General features: G+C 72.8%; 18 protein-coding genes. 9 read left to right on the top strand and 9 right to left on the bottom strand.

Going from position 1 to position 17,503, the window contains the following annotated elements; translation table 11 throughout:
* Positions 1-56: 56 nt before the first annotated feature.
* The gene (locus ACIRFL_RS16860) at positions 57-260 is read left to right on the top strand and encodes a hypothetical protein (protein ID WP_404029039.1); all 204 of its coding nucleotides are present in this window, start codon (positions 57-59) and stop codon (positions 258-260) included.
* 80 nt (positions 261-340) lie between these two features.
* On the opposite strand, the gene moaA is transcribed toward ACIRFL_RS16860, so the two are convergent.
* The 3 genes from moaA to ACIRFL_RS16875 all read right to left on the bottom strand — a co-directional run bounded on the left by moaA (position 341) and on the right by ACIRFL_RS16875 (position 3,463).
* Complete coding sequence (gene moaA / locus ACIRFL_RS16865; RefSeq protein ID WP_404029041.1) at positions 341-1,330, bottom strand: GTP 3',8-cyclase MoaA; 990 nt, start codon at positions 1,328-1,330, stop codon at positions 341-343.
* 160 nt (positions 1,331-1,490) lie between these two features.
* Complete coding sequence (locus ACIRFL_RS16870; RefSeq protein ID WP_404029043.1) at positions 1,491-3,110, bottom strand: cation acetate symporter; 1,620 nt, start codon at positions 3,108-3,110, stop codon at positions 1,491-1,493.
* Positions 3,107-3,463 (bottom strand): DUF485 domain-containing protein, encoded by a 357-nt coding sequence (locus ACIRFL_RS16875; protein WP_404029045.1) that lies wholly within the window; start codon positions 3,461-3,463, stop codon positions 3,107-3,109. Before ACIRFL_RS16875 ends, ACIRFL_RS16870 begins: the two co-directional genes overlap by 4 nt.
* 247 nt (positions 3,464-3,710) lie before the next feature.
* On the opposite strand from ACIRFL_RS16875, the gene ACIRFL_RS16880 reads away from it, so the two are divergent.
* The 3 genes from ACIRFL_RS16880 to ACIRFL_RS16890 all read left to right on the top strand — a co-directional run bounded on the left by ACIRFL_RS16880 (position 3,711) and on the right by ACIRFL_RS16890 (position 8,033).
* On the top strand, positions 3,711-5,252 hold the full coding sequence (locus ACIRFL_RS16880; protein ID WP_404029047.1) for a S8 family serine peptidase: 1,542 nt from the start codon (positions 3,711-3,713) through the stop codon (positions 5,250-5,252).
* 105 nt (positions 5,253-5,357) lie between these two features.
* Positions 5,358-6,887 carry a S8 family peptidase gene (locus ACIRFL_RS16885; RefSeq protein ID WP_404029049.1) on the top strand — a complete coding sequence of 510 codons (1,530 nt, stop codon included), beginning with the start codon at positions 5,358-5,360 and terminating at the stop codon, positions 6,885-6,887.
* 186 nt (positions 6,888-7,073) lie between these two features.
* Positions 7,074-8,033, top strand: a complete 960-nt coding sequence (locus ACIRFL_RS16890; RefSeq protein ID WP_404029051.1) for a CopD family protein — start codon at positions 7,074-7,076, stop codon at positions 8,031-8,033.
* A 39-nt stretch (positions 8,034-8,072) separates the two neighbouring features.
* On the opposite strand, the gene ACIRFL_RS16895 is transcribed toward ACIRFL_RS16890, so the two are convergent.
* A complete protein-coding gene (locus tag ACIRFL_RS16895; RefSeq protein ID WP_404029053.1) occupies positions 8,073-9,116 on the bottom strand; it encodes a zinc-dependent alcohol dehydrogenase family protein in 1,044 nt (347 codons plus the stop codon).
* Between the two features lie 261 nt (positions 9,117-9,377).
* Entirely contained in the window at positions 9,378-10,088 is a 711-nt protein-coding gene (locus ACIRFL_RS16900; protein WP_404029055.1) for a VIT family protein, read from the bottom strand.
* Positions 10,089-10,340: 252 nt separating this feature from the next.
* Between ACIRFL_RS16900 and ACIRFL_RS16905 the strand changes: the two genes are divergently transcribed.
* From ACIRFL_RS16905 to ACIRFL_RS16925, 5 genes are all read left to right on the top strand, one after another.
* Entirely contained in the window at positions 10,341-11,327 is a 987-nt protein-coding gene (locus ACIRFL_RS16905) for a DEDDh family exonuclease (protein ID WP_404029057.1), read from the top strand.
* Between the two features lie 178 nt (positions 11,328-11,505).
* Entirely contained in the window at positions 11,506-11,739 is a 234-nt protein-coding gene (locus ACIRFL_RS16910; protein WP_404029059.1) for a hypothetical protein, read from the top strand.
* Between the two features lie 49 nt (positions 11,740-11,788).
* A complete protein-coding gene (locus ACIRFL_RS16915) occupies positions 11,789-12,580 on the top strand; it encodes an SURF1 family protein (protein ID WP_404029061.1) in 792 nt (263 codons plus the stop codon).
* Positions 12,581-12,650: 70 nt separating this feature from the next.
* On the top strand, positions 12,651-14,435 hold the full coding sequence (locus ACIRFL_RS16920; RefSeq protein WP_404029063.1) for a glycoside hydrolase family 15 protein: 1,785 nt from the start codon (positions 12,651-12,653) through the stop codon (positions 14,433-14,435).
* 5 nt (positions 14,436-14,440) lie between these two features.
* Complete coding sequence (locus tag ACIRFL_RS16925) at positions 14,441-15,196, top strand: SDR family oxidoreductase (protein WP_404029065.1); 756 nt, start codon at positions 14,441-14,443, stop codon at positions 15,194-15,196.
* 385 nt (positions 15,197-15,581) lie between these two features.
* Here the strand turns inward: ACIRFL_RS16925 and amaP are convergent, their stop codons facing one another.
* The 4 genes from amaP to ACIRFL_RS16945 are packed head-to-tail and all read right to left on the bottom strand — an operon-like array spanning position 15,582 to position 17,462.
* Entirely contained in the window at positions 15,582-16,169 is a 588-nt protein-coding gene (amaP, locus tag ACIRFL_RS16930) for an alkaline shock response membrane anchor protein AmaP (RefSeq protein ID WP_404029067.1), read from the bottom strand.
* Positions 16,166-16,843 carry a DUF6286 domain-containing protein gene (locus tag ACIRFL_RS16935; RefSeq protein WP_404029069.1) on the bottom strand — a complete coding sequence of 226 codons (678 nt, stop codon included), beginning with the start codon at positions 16,841-16,843 and terminating at the stop codon, positions 16,166-16,168. The genes amaP and ACIRFL_RS16935 overlap by 4 nt, the downstream gene beginning before the upstream one ends.
* Complete coding sequence (locus ACIRFL_RS16940) at positions 16,840-17,271, bottom strand: Asp23/Gls24 family envelope stress response protein (RefSeq protein ID WP_404029071.1); 432 nt, start codon at positions 17,269-17,271, stop codon at positions 16,840-16,842. Before ACIRFL_RS16940 ends, ACIRFL_RS16935 begins: the two co-directional genes overlap by 4 nt.
* Positions 17,268-17,462: a hypothetical protein gene (locus ACIRFL_RS16945; protein WP_404029073.1), complete on the bottom strand. Its 195-nt coding sequence runs from the start codon at positions 17,460-17,462 to the stop codon at positions 17,268-17,270. The genes ACIRFL_RS16940 and ACIRFL_RS16945 overlap by 4 nt, the downstream gene beginning before the upstream one ends.
* Positions 17,463-17,503 lie beyond the last annotated feature (41 nt).

Genomic DNA, 17,503 nt, shown 5'->3' on the forward strand with positions numbered 1-17,503 from the left:
TCCCCCCGTGGCTGCTCGGCGTCGCCTTGTGTGCGGGGCCTTTGTGAGACGAACCGGTGAGTGACGCTATCTGTTCAGCCAAGGGGTGCCGGGCCGCCGCCGCATGGGTGCTGGCCTGGAACAACCCGAAGATCCATCCGCCCGAGCGGCGCAAGACGTGGGTGGCCTGCGAGGAGCACCGGGAGCACCTGTCGCAGTTCCTCGGGGTGCGGGGATTCCTGAAGGACGTCGTGCCGCTGCGGGAGTGGGAGGAGCACTGAGCGCTCCGCCGGACGGCCCGTGACGGGCCGTCCCTCGTCCGCGGCGACAGCCTGCCCGGTCCGCGCCCCGGTCGGGCGCCTCAGCCGCCGATCGCCGACATGGGCCGCTCCGGCTGGAGGAACGACGGATCGTCCAGACCGGATCCGGCCTTCTTTCCCCACATCGCGAGCCGCCAGATACGGGCGATCTCCTCGTCGGGCGCACCGGAGCGGAGCGCGCCGCGCAGATCGGTCTCCTCGCGGGCGAACAGACAGGTGCGTATCTGGCCGTCGGCGGTCAGCCGGGTGCGGTCGCAGGCCGCGCAGAACGGGCGGGTGACGGAGGCGATGACGCCGACGCGCTGCGGGCCGCCGTTCACCAGCCAGCGTTCCGCCGGGGCCGAGCCGCGCTCCCCGGCGTCCTCCGGGGTCAGTTCGAAGCGGGTGCGCAGGGCGGCCAGGATGTCGGCGGCGGTGACCATGCCCTCGCGCTTCCAGCCGTGCTGGGCGTCCAGGGGCATCTGCTCGATGAAACGCAGTTCGTAGCCGTGCTCCAGCGCCCAGGCGAGGAGGTCCGGGGCCTCGTCCTCGTTCAGGCCCGGCATCAGGACGGTGTTGACCTTGACCGGGGTGAGGCCCGCGGCCCGGGCGGCGTCGAGGCCGTCCAGCACGTCCTGGTGGCGGTTGCGGCGGGTGAGGGCCTTGAAGACGTCCGGGCGGAGCGTGTCGAGGGAGACGTTGACCCGGTCGAGGCCGGCCGCCTTCAGGGCCGCGGCCGTGCGCTTCAGGCCGATGCCGTTGGTGGTGAGGGACAGCCGGGGGCGCGGCTGCAGGGCCGCGGCCCGCTCCACGATGCCGACCAGGCCGGGGCGCAGCAGGGGCTCCCCGCCGGTGAAGCGGACCTCGCGGATGCCGAGGGAGGTGACCGCGACATCGATCAGCCGGACGATCTCGTCGTCGGTGAGCAGGTCGGGCTTGCCCAGCCACTGCAGGCCCTCCTCGGGCATGCAGTAGGTGCAGCGCAGATTGCACCGGTCGGTCAGCGAGACCCTCAGGTCGGTGGCCACCCGGCCGTAGGTGTCGATGAGCACGTGGGCCCCCTCCCTCGTCCCTGACACGCTTCTTCCCTCAGTCGTCTTCCGTCACTTGCGAGCCTACGCGACGGCGCCGACATCGGCCGAGAGCCCGCCCGGCGGGGCAGCGCGGACGGCCACGCCGCGGAGATCCGCGACGCGGCCGTCCGCGGCTCGTTCAGTGGGCTCCGGTGCCGGTCAGGGACCGTACCTCCAGTTCCGCGTACTTGCCGGCGTCCGGGGTCTCCTTCGACAGGAGCGTGCCGACGACGCCCAGCAGGAAGCCGACCGGGATGGAGATGATGCCCGGGTTCTCCAGCGGGAACCAGTGGAAGTCGACGTCGGGGAACATCGACGTCTCCTTGCCGGAGACCACCGGCGAGAACAGCACCAGGCCGACCGCGGTGATCAGTCCGCCGTAGATCGACCACAGCGCGCCGCTGGTGGTGAACCGCTTCCAGAACAGGCTGTAGAGGATCGTCGGCAGATTCGCGGAGGCGGCGACCGCGAAGGCGAGGGCCACCAGACCGGCGACGTTCAGGTCGCGGGCGAGGGCGCCCAGGACGATGGAGACGGCGCCGATGCCGACCGTGGCCCAGCGGGCCGCGCGCAGCTCCTGCTTCTCGGTGGCCTCACCCTTCTTGATGACGTTGGCGTAGATGTCGTGGGCGAAGGAGGAGGACGAGGCCAGGGTCAGGCCGGCGACCACCGCGAGGATGGTGGCGAAGGCGACCGCGGAGATGGTGGCGAGCAGGATGGCGCCCCAGTTGGAGTCGACTCCGCCGAGGTGCAGGGCGAGCAGGGGCGCGGCCGTGTTGCCCGCCTTGTTGGAGGCGATGATCTCGTCCGGTTTGATCAGCGCGGCGGCGCCGAAGCCGAGGGCGAGGGTCATCAGGTAGAAGGCGCCGATCAGGCCGATCGCCCAGATCACCGACTTACGGGCGGCCTTGGCTGTGGGCACCGTGTAGAAGCGGATCAGGATGTGCGGCAGGCCGGCGGTGCCCAGGACCAGGGCGATGCCGAGCGAGAGGAAGTCCAGCTTGGTGGTGCCCGTCGCGCCGTACTTGAGGCCGGGTTCCAGGAAGGCGCTGCCCTTGGCGCTGTTGTCGGCGGCCGAGCCCAGCAGGTCGGAGATGTTGAAGTTGAACTTCAGCAGGACGAGGAAGGTCAGCAGCAGGGCGCCCAGGATGAGCAGCACGGCCTTGACCATCTGCACCCAGGTGGTGCCCTTCATACCGCCGATCGTGACGTAGACGATCATCAGGACGCCGACCAGGGCGACGATGGCGATCTTGCCGCCGTCGCTGGTGATGCCGAGCAGCAGGGAGACGAGGACGCCCGCGCCTGCCATCTGGGCCAGCAGGTAGAAGATCGACACGACGATGGTGGAGGTGCCGGCCGCGGTGCGGACGGGGCGCTGGCGCATCCGGTAGGCGAGCACGTCGCCCATGGTGTAGCGGCCGGAGTTGCGCAGCGGCTCGGCGACCAGGAGCAGTGCGACGAGCCAGGCGACCAGGAAGCCGATGGAGTACAGGAAGCCGTCGTAGCCGAACAGGGCGATGGCACCCGCGATGCCGAGGAAGGACGCCGCGGACATGTAGTCGCCGGAGACGGCGAGGCCGTTCTGGAAGCCGGTGAACTGCCGTCCGCCGGCGTAGAAGTCGCTGGCGTCCTTGGTCTGCCGGCCCGCCCAGACCGTGATGACGAGGGTCGCGGCGACGAACACCGCGAACAGGGTGATGATCAGCGTCCGGTGCTCGCTGGCCTCGCCTGCGGCCAGGGTGATCGCGGGGCTCATGCGCCGCCCTCCGTCCGGGACTTGATGGCCTCGGCCTTGGGGTCCAGCTTCGCGGCGGCGTGCCGCGCGTACCACCAGGCGATGAGGAACGTGGTGAGGAACTGGGCGAGGCCGAAGACGAGGGCCACGTTGATGTTGCCGATCACTTCGGTGCCCATGAAGCCGCCCGCGTAGTTGGACAGCAGCACGTACAGCAGGTACCAGACGATGAACGCGACGGTCAGCGGAAACGCGAAGGAGCGGTAGGAGCGGCGCAGTTCACCGAACTCCGCGCTCTCCTGCACCGCGACGAACTCCTCGGTGGAGGGGAGTCGGTGATGGGGTTCAGAGTGGGGCGGTGTCTCGGTAGCCACGGAGTCTCCTCGGGTTGCGGGTGGATCGCGGACGGGGGCTCGATCGTGCTCGTGCTCCCTGTCGAAGGTCCACGGCGCCACGCGAGGGCGGGTTCAAGTCCTACGAGTTCTTTCCGAAGTCGTCCCCCCAAATCATTGCTGGCCAGCGAGGCGGGGAGATAGTTTCGCCCTGCACCACCCGTCATGTACCTGCCCGGGCAGCACCTGTGTCTCGGGCGGTTTCGTTTTCGGATGATGTGGAGACCCCATGCTTCATCTGCGTTCCAGACGCCGGCTCGGCCTCGCCGTGCCGGTCGTGCTGTCGCTGACCGCCTCACTGGGCTTCCTGCCGTCCGCGGCGTCGGCGGCCCCCGCGGCGGCGACGGCCTCCACGGCGGCGACGGCCCCGGCGGCGGACTCTCCGGCGCTGGCCTATGTCGTCAACACCGCGACCGACCATCGCACCATCGCGTCGGTGCGGAAGGCGGTGACCGCGAACGGCGGCAGCGTCGTCGCGACGTACGACCGGATCGGCGTGCTCGTCGTCCACTCGTCGAACCCCGGCTTCGGCCGGGCGATGCGCGCCGTGCGCGGGGTGCAGTCGGCGGGCGCCACCCGCACCGCGCCGCTGGCCGCCGCGAGCACCACGGACGAGGGCGCCGTACAGGTCCTGTCGAAGGCGCAGGCCGCGAAGCTCGCGCAGCGCTCGGCCTCGGGCCAGGAGCCCCTGGAGGCCGACCAGTGGGACCTGCGGGCGATCGGCGCCGACAAGGCCGCGCGGATCAACCCGGGCAGCAGGTCGGTGACCGTGGGCGTCATCGACACGGGCGTCGACGACACGCACCCGGACATCGCCCCCAACTTCTCGGCCGCCCAGTCCGCGAACTGTGTCAGCGGCAAGGCGGACACGACGTACGGCGCCTGGCGGCCGGTGGACGCCGACCACTACCACGGCACACACGTGGCGGGCGAGATAGCCGCGGCCCGCAACGGCACGGGCGTCGCGGGCGTCGCGCCCGGCGTGAAGGTCGCGAGCATCACCGTCGCACAGCCCGACTCGACGCAGCTGTTCTACCCGGAGAGCGTCGTCTGCGCCTTCGTCTTCGCCGCCGACCACGGCGTGGAGATCACCAACAACAGCTACTACGTTGATCCGTGGCTGTACAACTGCATGGACGACCCCGATCAACGTGCCATCGTGGACGCGGTCAACAGGGCCCAGCTGTATGCACAGCGCAAGGGGACGCTCAATGTCGCCTCGGCCGGCAACTCCAACGACGACCTGGACGCGCGCGCCCTCGTCGACGACTCGAGCCCCGACGACTCGACCCCGGTGACCCGCACCGTCGACCCGCACAAGTGCTTCGACGTGCCGACCCAGCTGCCGGGCGTGGTCACCGTCAGCGCGACCGGCGTCAAGGGCGCCAAGTCGTACTACTCCAGCTACGGCAAGGGCGTGGTCGACGTGGCAGGTCCGGGCGGCGACCGGTACCAGATCCCGGACACGCCGTCGCAGAACGGCCGCATCCTGTCCACGCTGCCGAACGGCCAGTACGGCTTCCTGCAGGGCACCTCGATGGCCTCCCCGCACGTGGCCGCGGTGGCGGCGCTGCTGAAGTCCACCCACCCGCACGCGACCCCGGCCCGGCTTCAGGCGCTGCTCAAGGCCCAGGCGGACAACCCCGGCTGCCCGACGGACCCGTACGACGGGGACGGCGACGGCGTCGTGGACGCGACCTGCGTCGGCGGCAAGCGCGTCAACGGCTTCTACGGGTCCGGCATCGTCAACGCGCTCCGCGCGGTGCGCTGACGCCCGCTCCCTCTGCGCCCCACGTCGCAGTCTCCCCCCACGCCAGGAATCCCGCACGGCATGCACGGCATGCACGGCAAGCCAACGAACTGGAGACACAGACACATGACCGCGCCTCAGCCGCGCCACCTCCGCGCCCTGTCGATCCCGGTCGGGATGGCCATGGCCACGGCCCTCGCGTTCCTGCCGAACGTCACCGCGTCCGCCGCGGACGCCACGACCACGGCCACGGCGCCCGCCTCCGGGGATGCGACCTCGCTCAGCTACGTCGTCAACGTCCGCCCCGGCCCCGGCACTTCGAAGCAGGTGCAGAAGGCCATCGGCCGGGCCGGCGGCACGGTGGTGACCTCGTACGACCAGATCGGCGTGATCGTCGTCCACTCGTCGAACCCGGACTTCGCCAAGACCATCCGCACGGTGCGCGGCGTCGAGTCGGCCGGTGCCACGCGCAACGCGCCGCTGCCCGCGCAGTCGACCACGGACGTCGGCACCCCGAAGGCGCTCAGCGCCGAGCAGGTCGCCGCGGCGCAGGCGGTGAACGGGCAGGACCCGTTGGAGCCCCTGCAGTGGGACCTGCCCGCCATCAAGGCGGACAAGGCGCACGAGAAGACCCTCGGCAGCCCGAAGGTGACCGTCGCCGTCATCGACACCGGCGTGGACGACACCCACCCCGACATCGCGCCCAACTTCGACCGGAAGGCCTCCGTCAACTGTGTGACGGGCAAGCCGGACACGGCCGACGGCGCCTGGCGGCCCGCCGCGTCCGAGAGCCCGCACGGCACGCACGTGGCCGGCGAGATCGCGGGCGCCAAGAACGGCGTGGGCATGACGGGCGTGGCGCCGGGCGTCAAGGTGGCCGGCATCAAGGTCTCCAACCCGGACGGCTACTTCTACACGGAGGCCGTGGTCTGCGGCTTCGTGTGGGCGGCCGAGCACGGCGTCGACGTGACCAACAACAGCTATTACACCGACCCGTGGTACTTCAACTGCAAGAACGACCCCGACCAGAAGGCGCTGGTCGAGGCCGTCACCCGGGCCTCCCGGTACGCCGAGAAGAAGGGCGCGGTCAACGTCGCCGCGGCCGGCAACGAGAACTACGACCTCGCGGCCGACTCGATCACCGACCCGGTCTCGCCCAACGACGGCACCCCGTCCGACCGGGTGATCGACCCGTCGAAGTGCTATGATATACCGACCCAGTTGCCGGGTGTGGTGACCGTCGCGGCCACCGGCGCGAAGGGCGTCAAGTCGTCCTTCTCCAACCACGGCCTCGGAGTCATCGACATCGCCGCGCCCGGCGGCGACTCGACCGCCTACCAGACGCCGCAGCCACCGGCGACCAGCGGTCTGATCCTGGGCCCGCTGCCCGGCGGCAAGTGGGGCTACATGGCCGGCACCTCGATGGCCAGCCCGCACGTCGCGGGTGTCGCCGCATTGATCAAGTCCACCCACCCGCACGCCTCGCCGGCCCTCGTCAAGGCGCTGCTGTACGCGGGCGCCACGGCCACGCCGTGCACCGACCCGTACGACATCAACGGCGACGGCAAGATCGACGCGGTGTGCGAGGGCTCGAAGAACTACAACGGCTTCTACGGCTGGGGCACGGCGAACGCCCTGGCGGCCGTGACCAAGTAACACCGAGGACAGGCGGGCGGCGCCCGGGACACCCGTCCGGGCCGCCCGCCTGTTCCGCTGTCCGGTCACCTCCGGGGGCGCGGCGGGCCGAGCTGGCCGAACGGTCGGCGGTGGAGCTGTGGTTGCGGACCTGTGGTCGCCTTCCCCGGCTTGCTGCCGTTCGCGACGGCTGGCGAAGATCCGGGGGTGACCTTGATACGACCGACCGCCGTCCTGGCCCTGGTGGCGCTGGCCGCTCTGATACCCCTGCTCGGGCCGTCCGCCGCCCTGCACGGCACCGGGGAGGCCGCCGCCCCGGGCGTCGGCGGCATAGCCCTGCTGCGCACGGTGCTGTTCGCGGCGCCGTGCGTACCGCTGGGCGAGCTGTTCGTGAACCGGCTGGCTCGTGGGCTGCCCGGCGCACCGTCCGGCACGCCCCGCAGCTGGGCGCCGTACGCGGCCGGAGCCGGTTTCCTCGCCGCGCTGGGGCTCGCCTCGGTCGTGGCGACCGGCAACCTGGTGCCGCACAGCCCCTCCCAGATCGACATCGGCGGCCTCTACGGCACCCGTGACGGCGCGCTCGCCCTGCTGGAGGTCAACGCGTTCATCCTGGCCGGACTGTGCGCGCTCGGCCGCCGTCCCGGCCTCCAGCTCTGGCCGGCGGCCGCGGTCGTCTGCGCGGAGGCGCTGCGCGCCCACCCCACGACCGAGCACAGCCCGCTGATCGGTACGGCGCTGACGCTCGTTCACCTGGCGTGCGCCGCGCTGTGGACCGGCGGCCTGCTGCACGCGCTGCGCACCCTGCGGCTGTGGCGCCGGTCCGGCGCCGGCCCGGCGGGCGCCGGGCTGCTGGGGCTCTACGCGCGCGTGGCCGCCGTACTCCTCGCGGCGATCACCGCCACGGGCCTGTGCAGCACCCTGCGCCGGATGCCCGCGGACACGGTGCTGCGCCAGCTGACGGAGACGGCCTACGGGCGCACCCTGCTGGCCAAGGTGATCCTGGTGGCCGCCGTCGCCCTGCTCGCCCTGTGGGCGCGGATCCGGCTGCGCCGCGCGCCCGACCCGCTCACCGCGTGCGTACCCGCGCGGGGCGAGGTGATCGTCCTCGGGGTGGTGGTCGCGGTGTCGGGGCTGCTGACCGCGCTGCCCCTGCCGATCCGCTGGTGACCCGGTCCGCAGGCGGCCCGGGACCGACCTGGCGCCCTCTCAGGTGGTGACGAGCACCTTCAGGGCGGAACGCTCGTCCATCGCCTTGTAGCCGTCCGGTACGCCCTCCAGGCCGACCGTCAGATCGAAGAGGGGCGAGGGGTCGACGGTGCCGTCGAGGACGTCCGGCAGCAGCTCCGGGATGTACGCGCGGACCGGCGCGACGCCGCCGCGCAGGGCGATGTTCCGGTCGAACATGACGCCCAGGTCGAGGCCGGTGCCGCTGCCGTGCGGCACGCCGACGTAGCCGATGGCCCCACCGTCCCGGGCGATGCGCACGGCCGTGGTCATCGACTGCTCGGTGCCGACCGCTTCGACGACGGCGTGCGCGCCCTGGCCCCGGGTGAGCGCGCGGACCGCCTCCACGGCCGCCTCCCCGCGTTCGGCGACGACGTCGGTGGCGCCGAAGCGGCGCGCGAGGTCCGTACGGACCCGGTGCCGGCCCAGCGCGATGATCCGCTCGGCGCCCAGCCGACGGGCCGCCAGCACGGCGCACAGGCCGACGGCGCCGTCCCCGACGACGGCGACGCCGGCACCGGGGCGGACACCGGCGCCGAGGGCGGCGTGATGGCCGGTGCCGAGGACGTCCGAGAGGGTCAGCAGGGCGGACAGCAGACGGTCGTCGCCGGCCGCCTCCTTGGGCAGCGTCACTAGGGTGCCGTCGGCGAACGGCACGCGCACGGCCTCGCCCTGGCCGCCGTCGTAGCCGACGGACCCCCAGAAGCCGCCGTGCTCGCAGGAGGTGGTCAGGCCCTCACGGCAGTAGTCGCAGACGCCGTCGGACCACTTGAAGGGCGCCACGACGAGATCGCCGCGGCGCACACCGTCCACCTCGGAGCCGATCTCCTCGACGACGCCCAGGAACTCGTGTCCGATCCGCTGCCCCGGCTGCCGGGGCGCCGCGCCGCGGTACGCCCACAGGTCGCTGCCGCAGATGCAGGCGCGCAGGACGCGCACCACCGCGTCGGTGGGCAGCCGCACGACCGGGTCGGGCACGGTCTCCACACGGATGTCGTACGGGGCGTGGATGGTGGTGGCGCGCATGGCAGGGGTCTTTCTCGTGCGGTATCCGTGCGGTGTGGGTGCGGAGCTGCCTCGTGCGGTGTGCGTGCGGCGGTGCCTCGTGTCTCGGGCGGTGTGCGTACGGCGGTGCGCTTGGTGGTGGGGGCCTGGTGGTGGGGGCGTGGCCGCAGGGTGGTGCGTGCGTGTGTGCGGGGCGCCCGGGGTGGTCGAGCCCACTTCACGGTACGTCGTCCGCGCGCCCGACCGCCGTCGGACGGACCCGCGCGTCGGACCGCGGACCGGTCAGACCCCGACCGCGCCCAGCAGGGTGCCGACCGCGTAGGTGATCCCCATCGCCAGGGCTCCGCCGGCCACGTTCCGCAGCACCGCCCGGCCGGGGGCCGCCGCGCCCAGCCGGGCGCTGCTCCAGCCGGTCAGCACCAGTGCGGCCAGGACGGACACCACGGTGACCGGGAGCCGCCGGTCCGCGGGCGGCAGCACGATGGCGAGCAGGGGCAGCAGCGCGCCGACGGTGAAGGCCAGGAAGCTCGCCCATGCCGCGTGCCAGGGATTGGTCAGCTCGTCCGGGTCGATTCCCAGTTCCACGCGCGCGTGGGCCCGCAGCGCGTCCCGCGCGGTGTACTGCTCCGCCGCCTCCCGCGCCACCTCACGGGACAGCCCGCGCTCCTCCAGCAGGCCGGCCAGTTCGGCCTGCGGCTGCTCCGTCAACTCCCGCTTCTCCACCGCCAGGGCGGCCATCTCCGAGTCACGCTGGGTCGACACGGACACGTACTCGCCCGCGGCCATCGACATCGAACCGGCCAGCAGCCCGGCGAGTCCGGCGGTGAGCAGGGCGGCACGGTCGCTCGTCGCCCCGGCCACACCGACGACGAGTCCGGCCGTGGACACGATGCCGTCGTTCGCCCCGAGGACCGCCGCCCGCAACCAGTTCAGCCGCAGGCCGAGCCCGCCGCCGTGCGGCTCGTCGTGTGGGGGGCGCGTCGGTTCCGTCACAGGACGGAGGATCGCAGCTCGCGCTCGGCGGCGCCCGCAGCGACGCTCCCGGGCGCCGGCCGCGCACCGAACGGGACGCGCACCGGCCGCAACGCACAACGGTCGTGCTGCGGGCCCGCCTTGCCGGGCCGCCGGCGTACCGGGACCGAAACGCGTGCGGTGTGCGGGGAATTGACGTCGGCTCGGACAGGACGCGGGGCGCCGGGAGCCTGGGGGCGGGACTGTCGGTACCGGCCCGTATCCTCAGTGACCATGCTCGAAGACCGTACGACCGCAGTGTCCTCCCCCACCCGGTGGCCGGCCGCGTATCCGCAGGGATACGCGGTCGTTGACGTGGAGACCACCGGGCTGGCCCGGGACGACCGGATCATCTCCGCGGCCGTCTACCGGCTGGACGCGCGCGGCGAGGTCGAGGACCACTGGTACACGCTGGTCAACCCGGAGCGCGATCCCGGCCCGGTGTGGATCCACGGTCTGACGAGCGAGGTGCTGGCGGGGGCGCCGCTCTTCGCGGACATCGCCGAGGAGTTCGCCGCCCGGCTGGCGGACCGGGTGCTCGTCGCGCACAACGCCGTCTTCGACTGGCAGATGATCGCACGCGAGTACGCGCGCGCGAAACGCGAGGCACCGGTGCGTCAGCGGCTGTGCACCATCGCGCTGTCCAAGGAACTGGGGCTGCCGCTGCCCAACCACAAGCTGGAGTCGCTGGCGGCGCACTTCGGCGTCGTACAGCGGCAGGCGCACCACGCGCTGGACGACGCGCGCGTGCTCGCGGAGGCCTTCCGGCCCAGCCTGCGGGCCGCGGCGCGGGACGAGGTGCGGCTGCCGCTGCTGGAGTGCCGGCCGCTGACCGAGTGGAACGACACGCCCGTACCGCGGATCGGCCGGCAGGCGGGCGGCTACGGGCCGTCCGGTTGGCGCCCCGCCCGCAGGCGTCCCGCGTGTCCCTACCCCAACCCGGGGCGCTGGGAGCAGGGCGGACGGCTCAAGCAGGGCATGCGGGTCGCGTTCTCCGGGGACACGTCGGTCGACCGCGAGCTGCTGGAGGACCGGGCGACCGAGGCGGGGCTGCATGTGTCGACGAGCCTGTCCCGGCTGACCAGTCTGCTGGTCACGAACGACCCGGACTCGGGCACCTCGAAGGCGGTCAAGGCACGGCAGCACGGCACTCCGGTGATCGACGAGGCGGCGTTCGGCCACCTACTGAGAGACGTGGAACCAGCGACCCCCCAATGCTGACCGCACGCTACGGGGGCGGCCTGCGGGCCTTGGGCGGGGCTGAGCCGGTGGGCCGGTGGCGCCGGGTGGTGCCGGGGCTTGGGCGGGGCGGTCGTGCGCTGCCGGGCGGTCGGGTGATTGGGGGCGACTCGCGCGGTGATCGCTCGACCGGGGGACGGTGACCGCTCACCCTGAGCCCATGGCGAAATGCGAAGTTTGCGGCAATGACTACGGAATGACGTTCGAGGTGCACGCCCAGGGCGCGGTCCATGTCTTCGACTGCTTCTCCTGCGCGATCCACCGCATGGCCCCGGTGTGCGAGCACTGCCGTGTCTCGATCATCGGCCAGGGCGTGGAGGCCGAGGGCCAGTGGTTCTGCGGTGCCCACTGTGCCCGGGCCGCGGGCAAGACGGGAATCGTGGACCGGGTGTGAACCGGTACCCCACTGAATGCACCCGACGTCCAAGTTGTACGGTCGACGGGTGTACCGCTTCCTGTTGACCCGGCAGTGGGTGATCCTCACCCTGATCGCCCTGCTCCTGATCCCCGTGATGATCGAGCTGGGCTTCTGGCAGAAGCACCGGTACGAAGAGCGCAGCGCCCGGAACCAGTTGGTCACCGACGCGCTGTCCGCCGAGCCCGTACCGGTGGAGCAGCTGACCTCGCCCGGACACACGGTGACCCGCACCGAGCGGTACCGCAGCGTCACCGCGACGGGCACCTTCGACCCCGGCCATGAGGTCGTGGTGCGCCGCCGGGTCAACTCCGGCGACGAGGTCGGCTTCCACGTCCTGACCCCGCTCGTGCTGACCGACGGCAAGGTGCTGCTGGTCAACCGCGGCTGGATCCCGGCGACCGGCTCCCAGACCGCCTTCCCGAAGATCCCCGCGCCGCCCGCGGGCCGCACCACCGTCACGGGGCGGCTGAAGGCGGACGAGACGACCGCGGCGAGCGGCATCAAGAACGTCGAGGGGCTGCCGGACCGCCAGATCATGCTGATCAACAGCGAGGAGGAGGCGCGGCGGCTCGGCGCCGAGGTGCTCGGCGGCTACATCGAGCAGACGGCCCCCGAGCCGAAGGGCGACACCCCGCAGCAGATCTCCGACCCGGGCAAGGAAGACGCCCCGCTGAACTACGCGTACATGATCCAGTGGTGGCTGTTCGCCGCCGCGGTCCCGGTCGGCTGGGGCGTCCTGGCTCGTCGGGAGGCACGCGAGCGGGCCCGCGCGACGGACGGCGAGACGACGCCGCAGGCGGAGCCGGCCGCCGTGTGACCGCCGGGCGGGTCACCCACCCGGCCGCGACCCGGATTGTCCCGTCGGCACACCGGGAACCCGCATCAGCGTGCACCCCCGCATCGAGGACTACGCCCTCATCAGCGATGAGCAGACCGCTGCCCTGGTCGGCACGGACGGCTCCGTCGACTGGCTGTGTCTGCCCCGCTTCGACTCCGGCGCCTGCTTCGCGAGGCTCCTGGGCGACGAGGAGAACGGGCACTGGAGGATCGCACCCGTGGACGCGGACCGCTGCACCCGCCGCGGCTACCGTCCCGACACCCTGGTCCTCGACACCGAGTGGGACACCCCGCAGGGAACGGTCCGGGTCACCGACCTGATGCCGCAGCGCGAGCGCGCCCCCGAACTGATCCGGATCGTGGAGGGCGTCAGCGGACGCGTCACCGTGCACAGCACGCTCCGCCTCCGCTTCGACTACGGCTCGATCATCCCGTGGATGCGCCGCTCCGGCGGCCACCGGGTCGCCGTCGCCGGACCGGACTCGGTGTGGCTGCGCAGCGAACCCGAGGTGCGGACATGGGGCAAGGACTTCGGCACACACTCCGAGTTCTCCGTCGCGGAGGGCGAGAAGATCGCCTTCGTCCTCACCTGGCACCCCTCGCACGAGCCGCGCCCCGGCCTGGTCGATCCGTACGAAGCGCTCAGCTCCAGCGTGCGGGACTGGCGGCGCTGGGCGGCCCGCTGCCGCTACGACGGCCCCTACCGGGACGCCGTCGTACGCTCCCTGATCACCCTCAAGGCCCTCACCTACCGTCCGACCGGCGGCATCGTCGCCGCGGCCACCACATCGCTGCCCGAGGAGCTGGGCGGCGTGCGCAACTGGGACTACCGCTACTGCTGGCTGCGCGACTCCACCCTCACCCTCGGCGCCCTGCTGTCCGCCGGATACCACAAGGAGGCCGGAGCCTGGCGCGACTGGCTGCTGCGCGCGGTCGCGGGCGACCCGGCGGACCTGCAGATCATGTACGGCGTGGCCGGTGAGCGGCGGCTGCCCGAGTTCGAGGTGCCGTGGCTGTCCGGGTTCGCCGGGTCGGCGCCGGTGCGGATCGGCAACGGCGCCGTCAACCAGTTGCAGCTCGACGTGTACGGCGAGGTCATGGACTCGCTCTGGCTGGCCCGGCGTTCCGGTCTTTCACCCAAGCCGCACATGTGGTCGATGCAGAACATCCTGCTGGAGTGGCTGCGCGCCCACTGGCGGCAGCCGGACGAGGGGCTGTGGGAGGTGCGCGGCGGACGCCGGCACTTCGTGCACTCGAAGGTGATGGTGTGGGTGGCCGCCGACCGGGCGGTGCGCACCCTGGAGGAGTACCCCGAACTCCCCGGGGACAAGGCGGGCTGGCGGGCGCTGCGGGACGAGGTGCACCGCGAGGTGTGCGAGAAGGGCTACGACCCGGACCGTAACACCTTCACCCAGTACTACGGCTCACAGGAGCTGGACGCCGCCCTGCTGCTCATTCCCCGCGCCGGGTTTCTGCCGCCGGACGATCCGCGGGTGATCGGCACGGTGGACGCGGTCCGCGCGGAGCTGGGGTGCGACGGATTCGTGCAGCGCTACGCCGGTACCGGCGACGGCATCGACGGGCTGCCCGGACGCGAGGGCGTCTTCTTGGCCTGCTCGTTCTGGCTCGCGGACGCGCTGCATCTGACGGGCCGTACGGGCGAGGCGCGGCGGCTTTTCGAGCGGCTGGTGGGGATCGCCAACGACGTGGGGCTGCTGTCCGAGGAGTACGACCCGGTGGCCGGGCGCCAGCTGGGCAACTTCCCGCAGGCGTTCAGCCATATCGCGCTGGTGAACACCGCCCTCGTGCTGTTCGGGGGCGACGGGGCAGGATAGGGGCCATGGATCTTGGACTGAAGGACCGGGTGTACGTCGTCACGGGGGCCACCCGCGGGCTCGGCAACGCCGCCGCGCGCGAACTGGTCGCCGACGGGGCGAAGGTGGTCATCACCGGGCGGGACGAGCAACGGGTCGCCGACGCGGCGGCCGAACTGGGGCCCGGCGCGGTCGGCATCGCCGTGGACAACGCCGACCCGGACGCCCCCGCACGGCTGATCGCGACCGCGCGCGAGCGGTTCGGCCGGTTCGACGGCGTGCTCGTCAGCGTCGGCGGACCGCCGCCCGGGTTCGTCGCCGACAACACGGACGAACAGTGGCGGGCGGGCTTCGAGTCGGTGTTCCTGGGCGCGGTGCGGGTCGCTCGCGCGGCGGCGGAGGAGCTGACGGAGGGCGGTGTCATCGGGTTCGTGCTGTCCGGGTCGGTGCACGAGCCGATCCCCGGGCTGACGATCTCCAACGGGCTGCGGCCCGGACTGGCCGGCTTGGCCAAGTCGATCGCGGACGAGCTGGGGCCGCGCGGGATCCGGGTCGTGGGGCTGCTGCCGGCGCGCATCGACACGGACCGCGTGCGCGAGCTGGACGCGCTGTCCGCGGACCCGGCGGTCACCCGGGCCGCGAACGAGGCCCGCATCCCGCTGCGCCGGTACGGCACACCGGCGGAGTTCGGCCGGGTGGCCGCGTTCGTGCTGTCCCCCGCCGCCTCCTACCTGACGGGCATCATGATCCCAATCGACGGCGGAATGCGCCACGGCTTCTGAACCCACGGCCCGGGACTCGTCGGCTGGGCTCCCCCCGCGCCTTGGCCGGTGTCCCGGAACGCGCGGCACCTGCTTCGGGGTCGTCTGCCGGCCGTGGTCGGTGCTTCCGCGGGTCCCCCTCGATGCCGAAGACCAGGGCGAGTCCGGCCGGCGGCCACCGGCCGGATCTGGTGAGCGGAAGCGGCACGGCCACCCCGGCACCACCCCGCAGCCCACCGCGGCACTCCTGGGACAGAACGACCAGCGAGCCGCCCCCACGGCGACCGCACCGGGCCCCGGCACGATCAGGGTCGCCGTGCACAACGCCGACCCACCACCGCCCGCGAGCGTCGCGCAGCGCACCGGCTCCCGGTGACGGCCCGGCGCGGCACGACCGTGGGCTTTGTCAAGTCACCCGTTCCGCGCGGTGCTTGACGGCGCGTAGGAACACCTCCGCCGGCAGTGCCGGCAGCCGCGCTGAGTCGCGGGCGCGGGTCAGGGACCCGGTGGCGAGGTGGTGCAGGGCCGTGCCGGGGTCCACGTCCGGCTCCAGTTGGAGCCAGACCCGGGCCTGCGGGGCGGTGCGGCGGCCGGTGAGCGTCGCCTGGGCGTGGGCCACCCCGTCAAGACGGGCCGCGTCCCCCACCAGCACGGTCTCCAGGGCCCGGCCGCGCAGCAGCGCGCCCGCGCCGTCGCCCGTGTCGACGACCACCTCGGCCAGCCGGCGCCGGCGCAGCACCGCGGTCAGCCACCACAGCCCGAGCAGGACCAGCACGGCGAGCCCGGCGATCACCGCGGGCCACCACCAGCCGGCGTCCCGCCACCGGCTCCGCTGGGCGTCGCTGAGCAGCACGTCGTGCGGCCCGCCGTGGATCCACCAGGACGGCGGTCGCGCGCCCAGGCCCACGGCCAGCACCGGCCCGCCGACGGCGACCAGCAGCAGACCGATGATCCCGATCAGCACCCGGTTGACGATCCGGAGCACCGCCGTCACCCCTTCCGTCCGGGCCGCGCCACACGCACCGACAGGGTGGGCGGCCGGCACAGGCCCAGTCCCCGGACCGCCTCGGCGAGCGTGAGGTCCAGATCGGCGCGTACCTCGTCGAGTTCGCGGAAGTGCGAGACCGCGCGGACGTCGGCCTTCCGCCGCCGCATCCGCACCCGCACCGACCGCACGCCCGAGACCTCCATGGCCCGGTCGCGCAGCACCTGGGCGGCGGCCCGCCGCTGGAGTCCGGCCCGTACGTCGGGGTGGCCGCGCCGCATCGGCAGCAGGCTCCGCAGGCCGGGGGTGACGGCGAGCGCGATCAGCCACAGGCCGAGGACCGTGGCGACGCCTGCGCCGATCAGCACCCAGATGTCGTCGAGGGGCCGGTGCGCGAGCTGATGGGCCAGGGCGCGGCGCCAGTGCATGGCGGGCCGGTCGGCCCGTACGGCGGCGACGTCGTACAGGAAGACACCCGCGCCGAGCAGAAGGAGCAGCGCGACGATGCCGGCCGGGACCCGGCGCACGGACCAGAAGCGGCCGTCCCGGCCGTCCGGGCCGTCCGCGGCGCGCGGTGGATCGTAGTCCGCCGCCGAGGCGGACTGGTCGAGTGCGGGACCGGCCGGTTTCTCCACGACCGGCAGGGGCCGGGTGCCGGTCTCCATGCCCTGGGGCTCGCTCATCGCGTCCTCCCGTCCGCGCCGTGCCCCGGTGCCAGATGCAGCCGCTCCACCTCCACGGCGACCTCCGGCACCTCCATGTCCACCAACGCGCCTACCCGCTCGGTCACATGACGACGCACGGCCGCACAGCGGGCGCCGATGTCGGTCGGGTAGTCGAGTTCGAGGTGGACGCGGACCCGGGCCGAGGCGGTGGCGGTGCCCCGGGTCCTGGCGGATTCGGCGGCCGGGGGGCGCACGACGACGGTCGCGTGCGGGGGCGCGGCGTCCTTCGGGAGCGGGCCGACGGCCTCCCGCGCGGCCTGCGCGGCGATCTTCGCGACGACCCGGTCGGCGATCCGGGTGGCGCCGCGCGCGCCCGGCGCGACGGCGGTCACGGCTCCGCGTGCCGCGCCCGGCCCGCCGCTCAGGGACTCACCGGCGGTCGTCATCGGCGCCGGTCGCGCTTGCCGTCGCGGGTACGGAAGAAGTCACCTGGTTCCAGGTCACCCTCCAGGAACCGGCCGACGACGAACCCGATCGCGCCCAGGGCCGCCACCAGCAGGAACGCGCCGAATCCGCCGAAGTATCCGGCGAAGCCCAGCGCCATTCCGGCGATCATGCCGATCACGGCCATGTTCATGCTGCCCTCCTCCGCTCCTCAGCCGCGTGGTCCGGTCGCCG

Origin of the sequence: Streptomyces sp. NPDC102462, assembly GCF_044765425.1 — a bacterium.
Taxonomy (GTDB): Bacteria; Actinomycetota; Actinomycetes; order Streptomycetales; family Streptomycetaceae; genus Streptomyces.

Coding starts and splice junctions, on each gene's coding strand:
- ACIRFL_RS16885 (WP_404029049.1), top strand. CDS start 5,358: ATGACCGCGCCTCAGCCGCGCCACCTCCGCGCCCTGTCGATCCCGGTC.
- ACIRFL_RS16925 (WP_404029065.1), top strand. CDS start 14,441: ATGGATCTTGGACTGAAGGACCGGGTGTACGTCGTCACGGGGGCCACC.
- ACIRFL_RS16895 (WP_404029053.1), bottom strand. CDS start 9,116: ATGCGCGCCACCACCATCCACGCCCCGTACGACATCCGTGTGGAGACC.
- ACIRFL_RS16870 (WP_404029043.1), bottom strand. CDS start 3,110: ATGAGCCCCGCGATCACCCTGGCCGCAGGCGAGGCCAGCGAGCACCGG.
- ACIRFL_RS16935 (WP_404029069.1), bottom strand. CDS start 16,843: ATGAGCGAGCCCCAGGGCATGGAGACCGGCACCCGGCCCCTGCCGGTC.
- ACIRFL_RS16945 (WP_404029073.1), bottom strand. CDS start 17,462: ATGAACATGGCCGTGATCGGCATGATCGCCGGAATGGCGCTGGGCTTC.
- ACIRFL_RS16905 (WP_404029057.1), top strand. CDS start 10,341: ATGCTCGAAGACCGTACGACCGCAGTGTCCTCCCCCACCCGGTGGCCG.
- ACIRFL_RS16910 (WP_404029059.1), top strand. CDS start 11,506: ATGGCGAAATGCGAAGTTTGCGGCAATGACTACGGAATGACGTTCGAG.
- ACIRFL_RS16880 (WP_404029047.1), top strand. CDS start 3,711: ATGCTTCATCTGCGTTCCAGACGCCGGCTCGGCCTCGCCGTGCCGGTC.
- ACIRFL_RS16940 (WP_404029071.1), bottom strand. CDS start 17,271: ATGACGACCGCCGGTGAGTCCCTGAGCGGCGGGCCGGGCGCGGCACGC.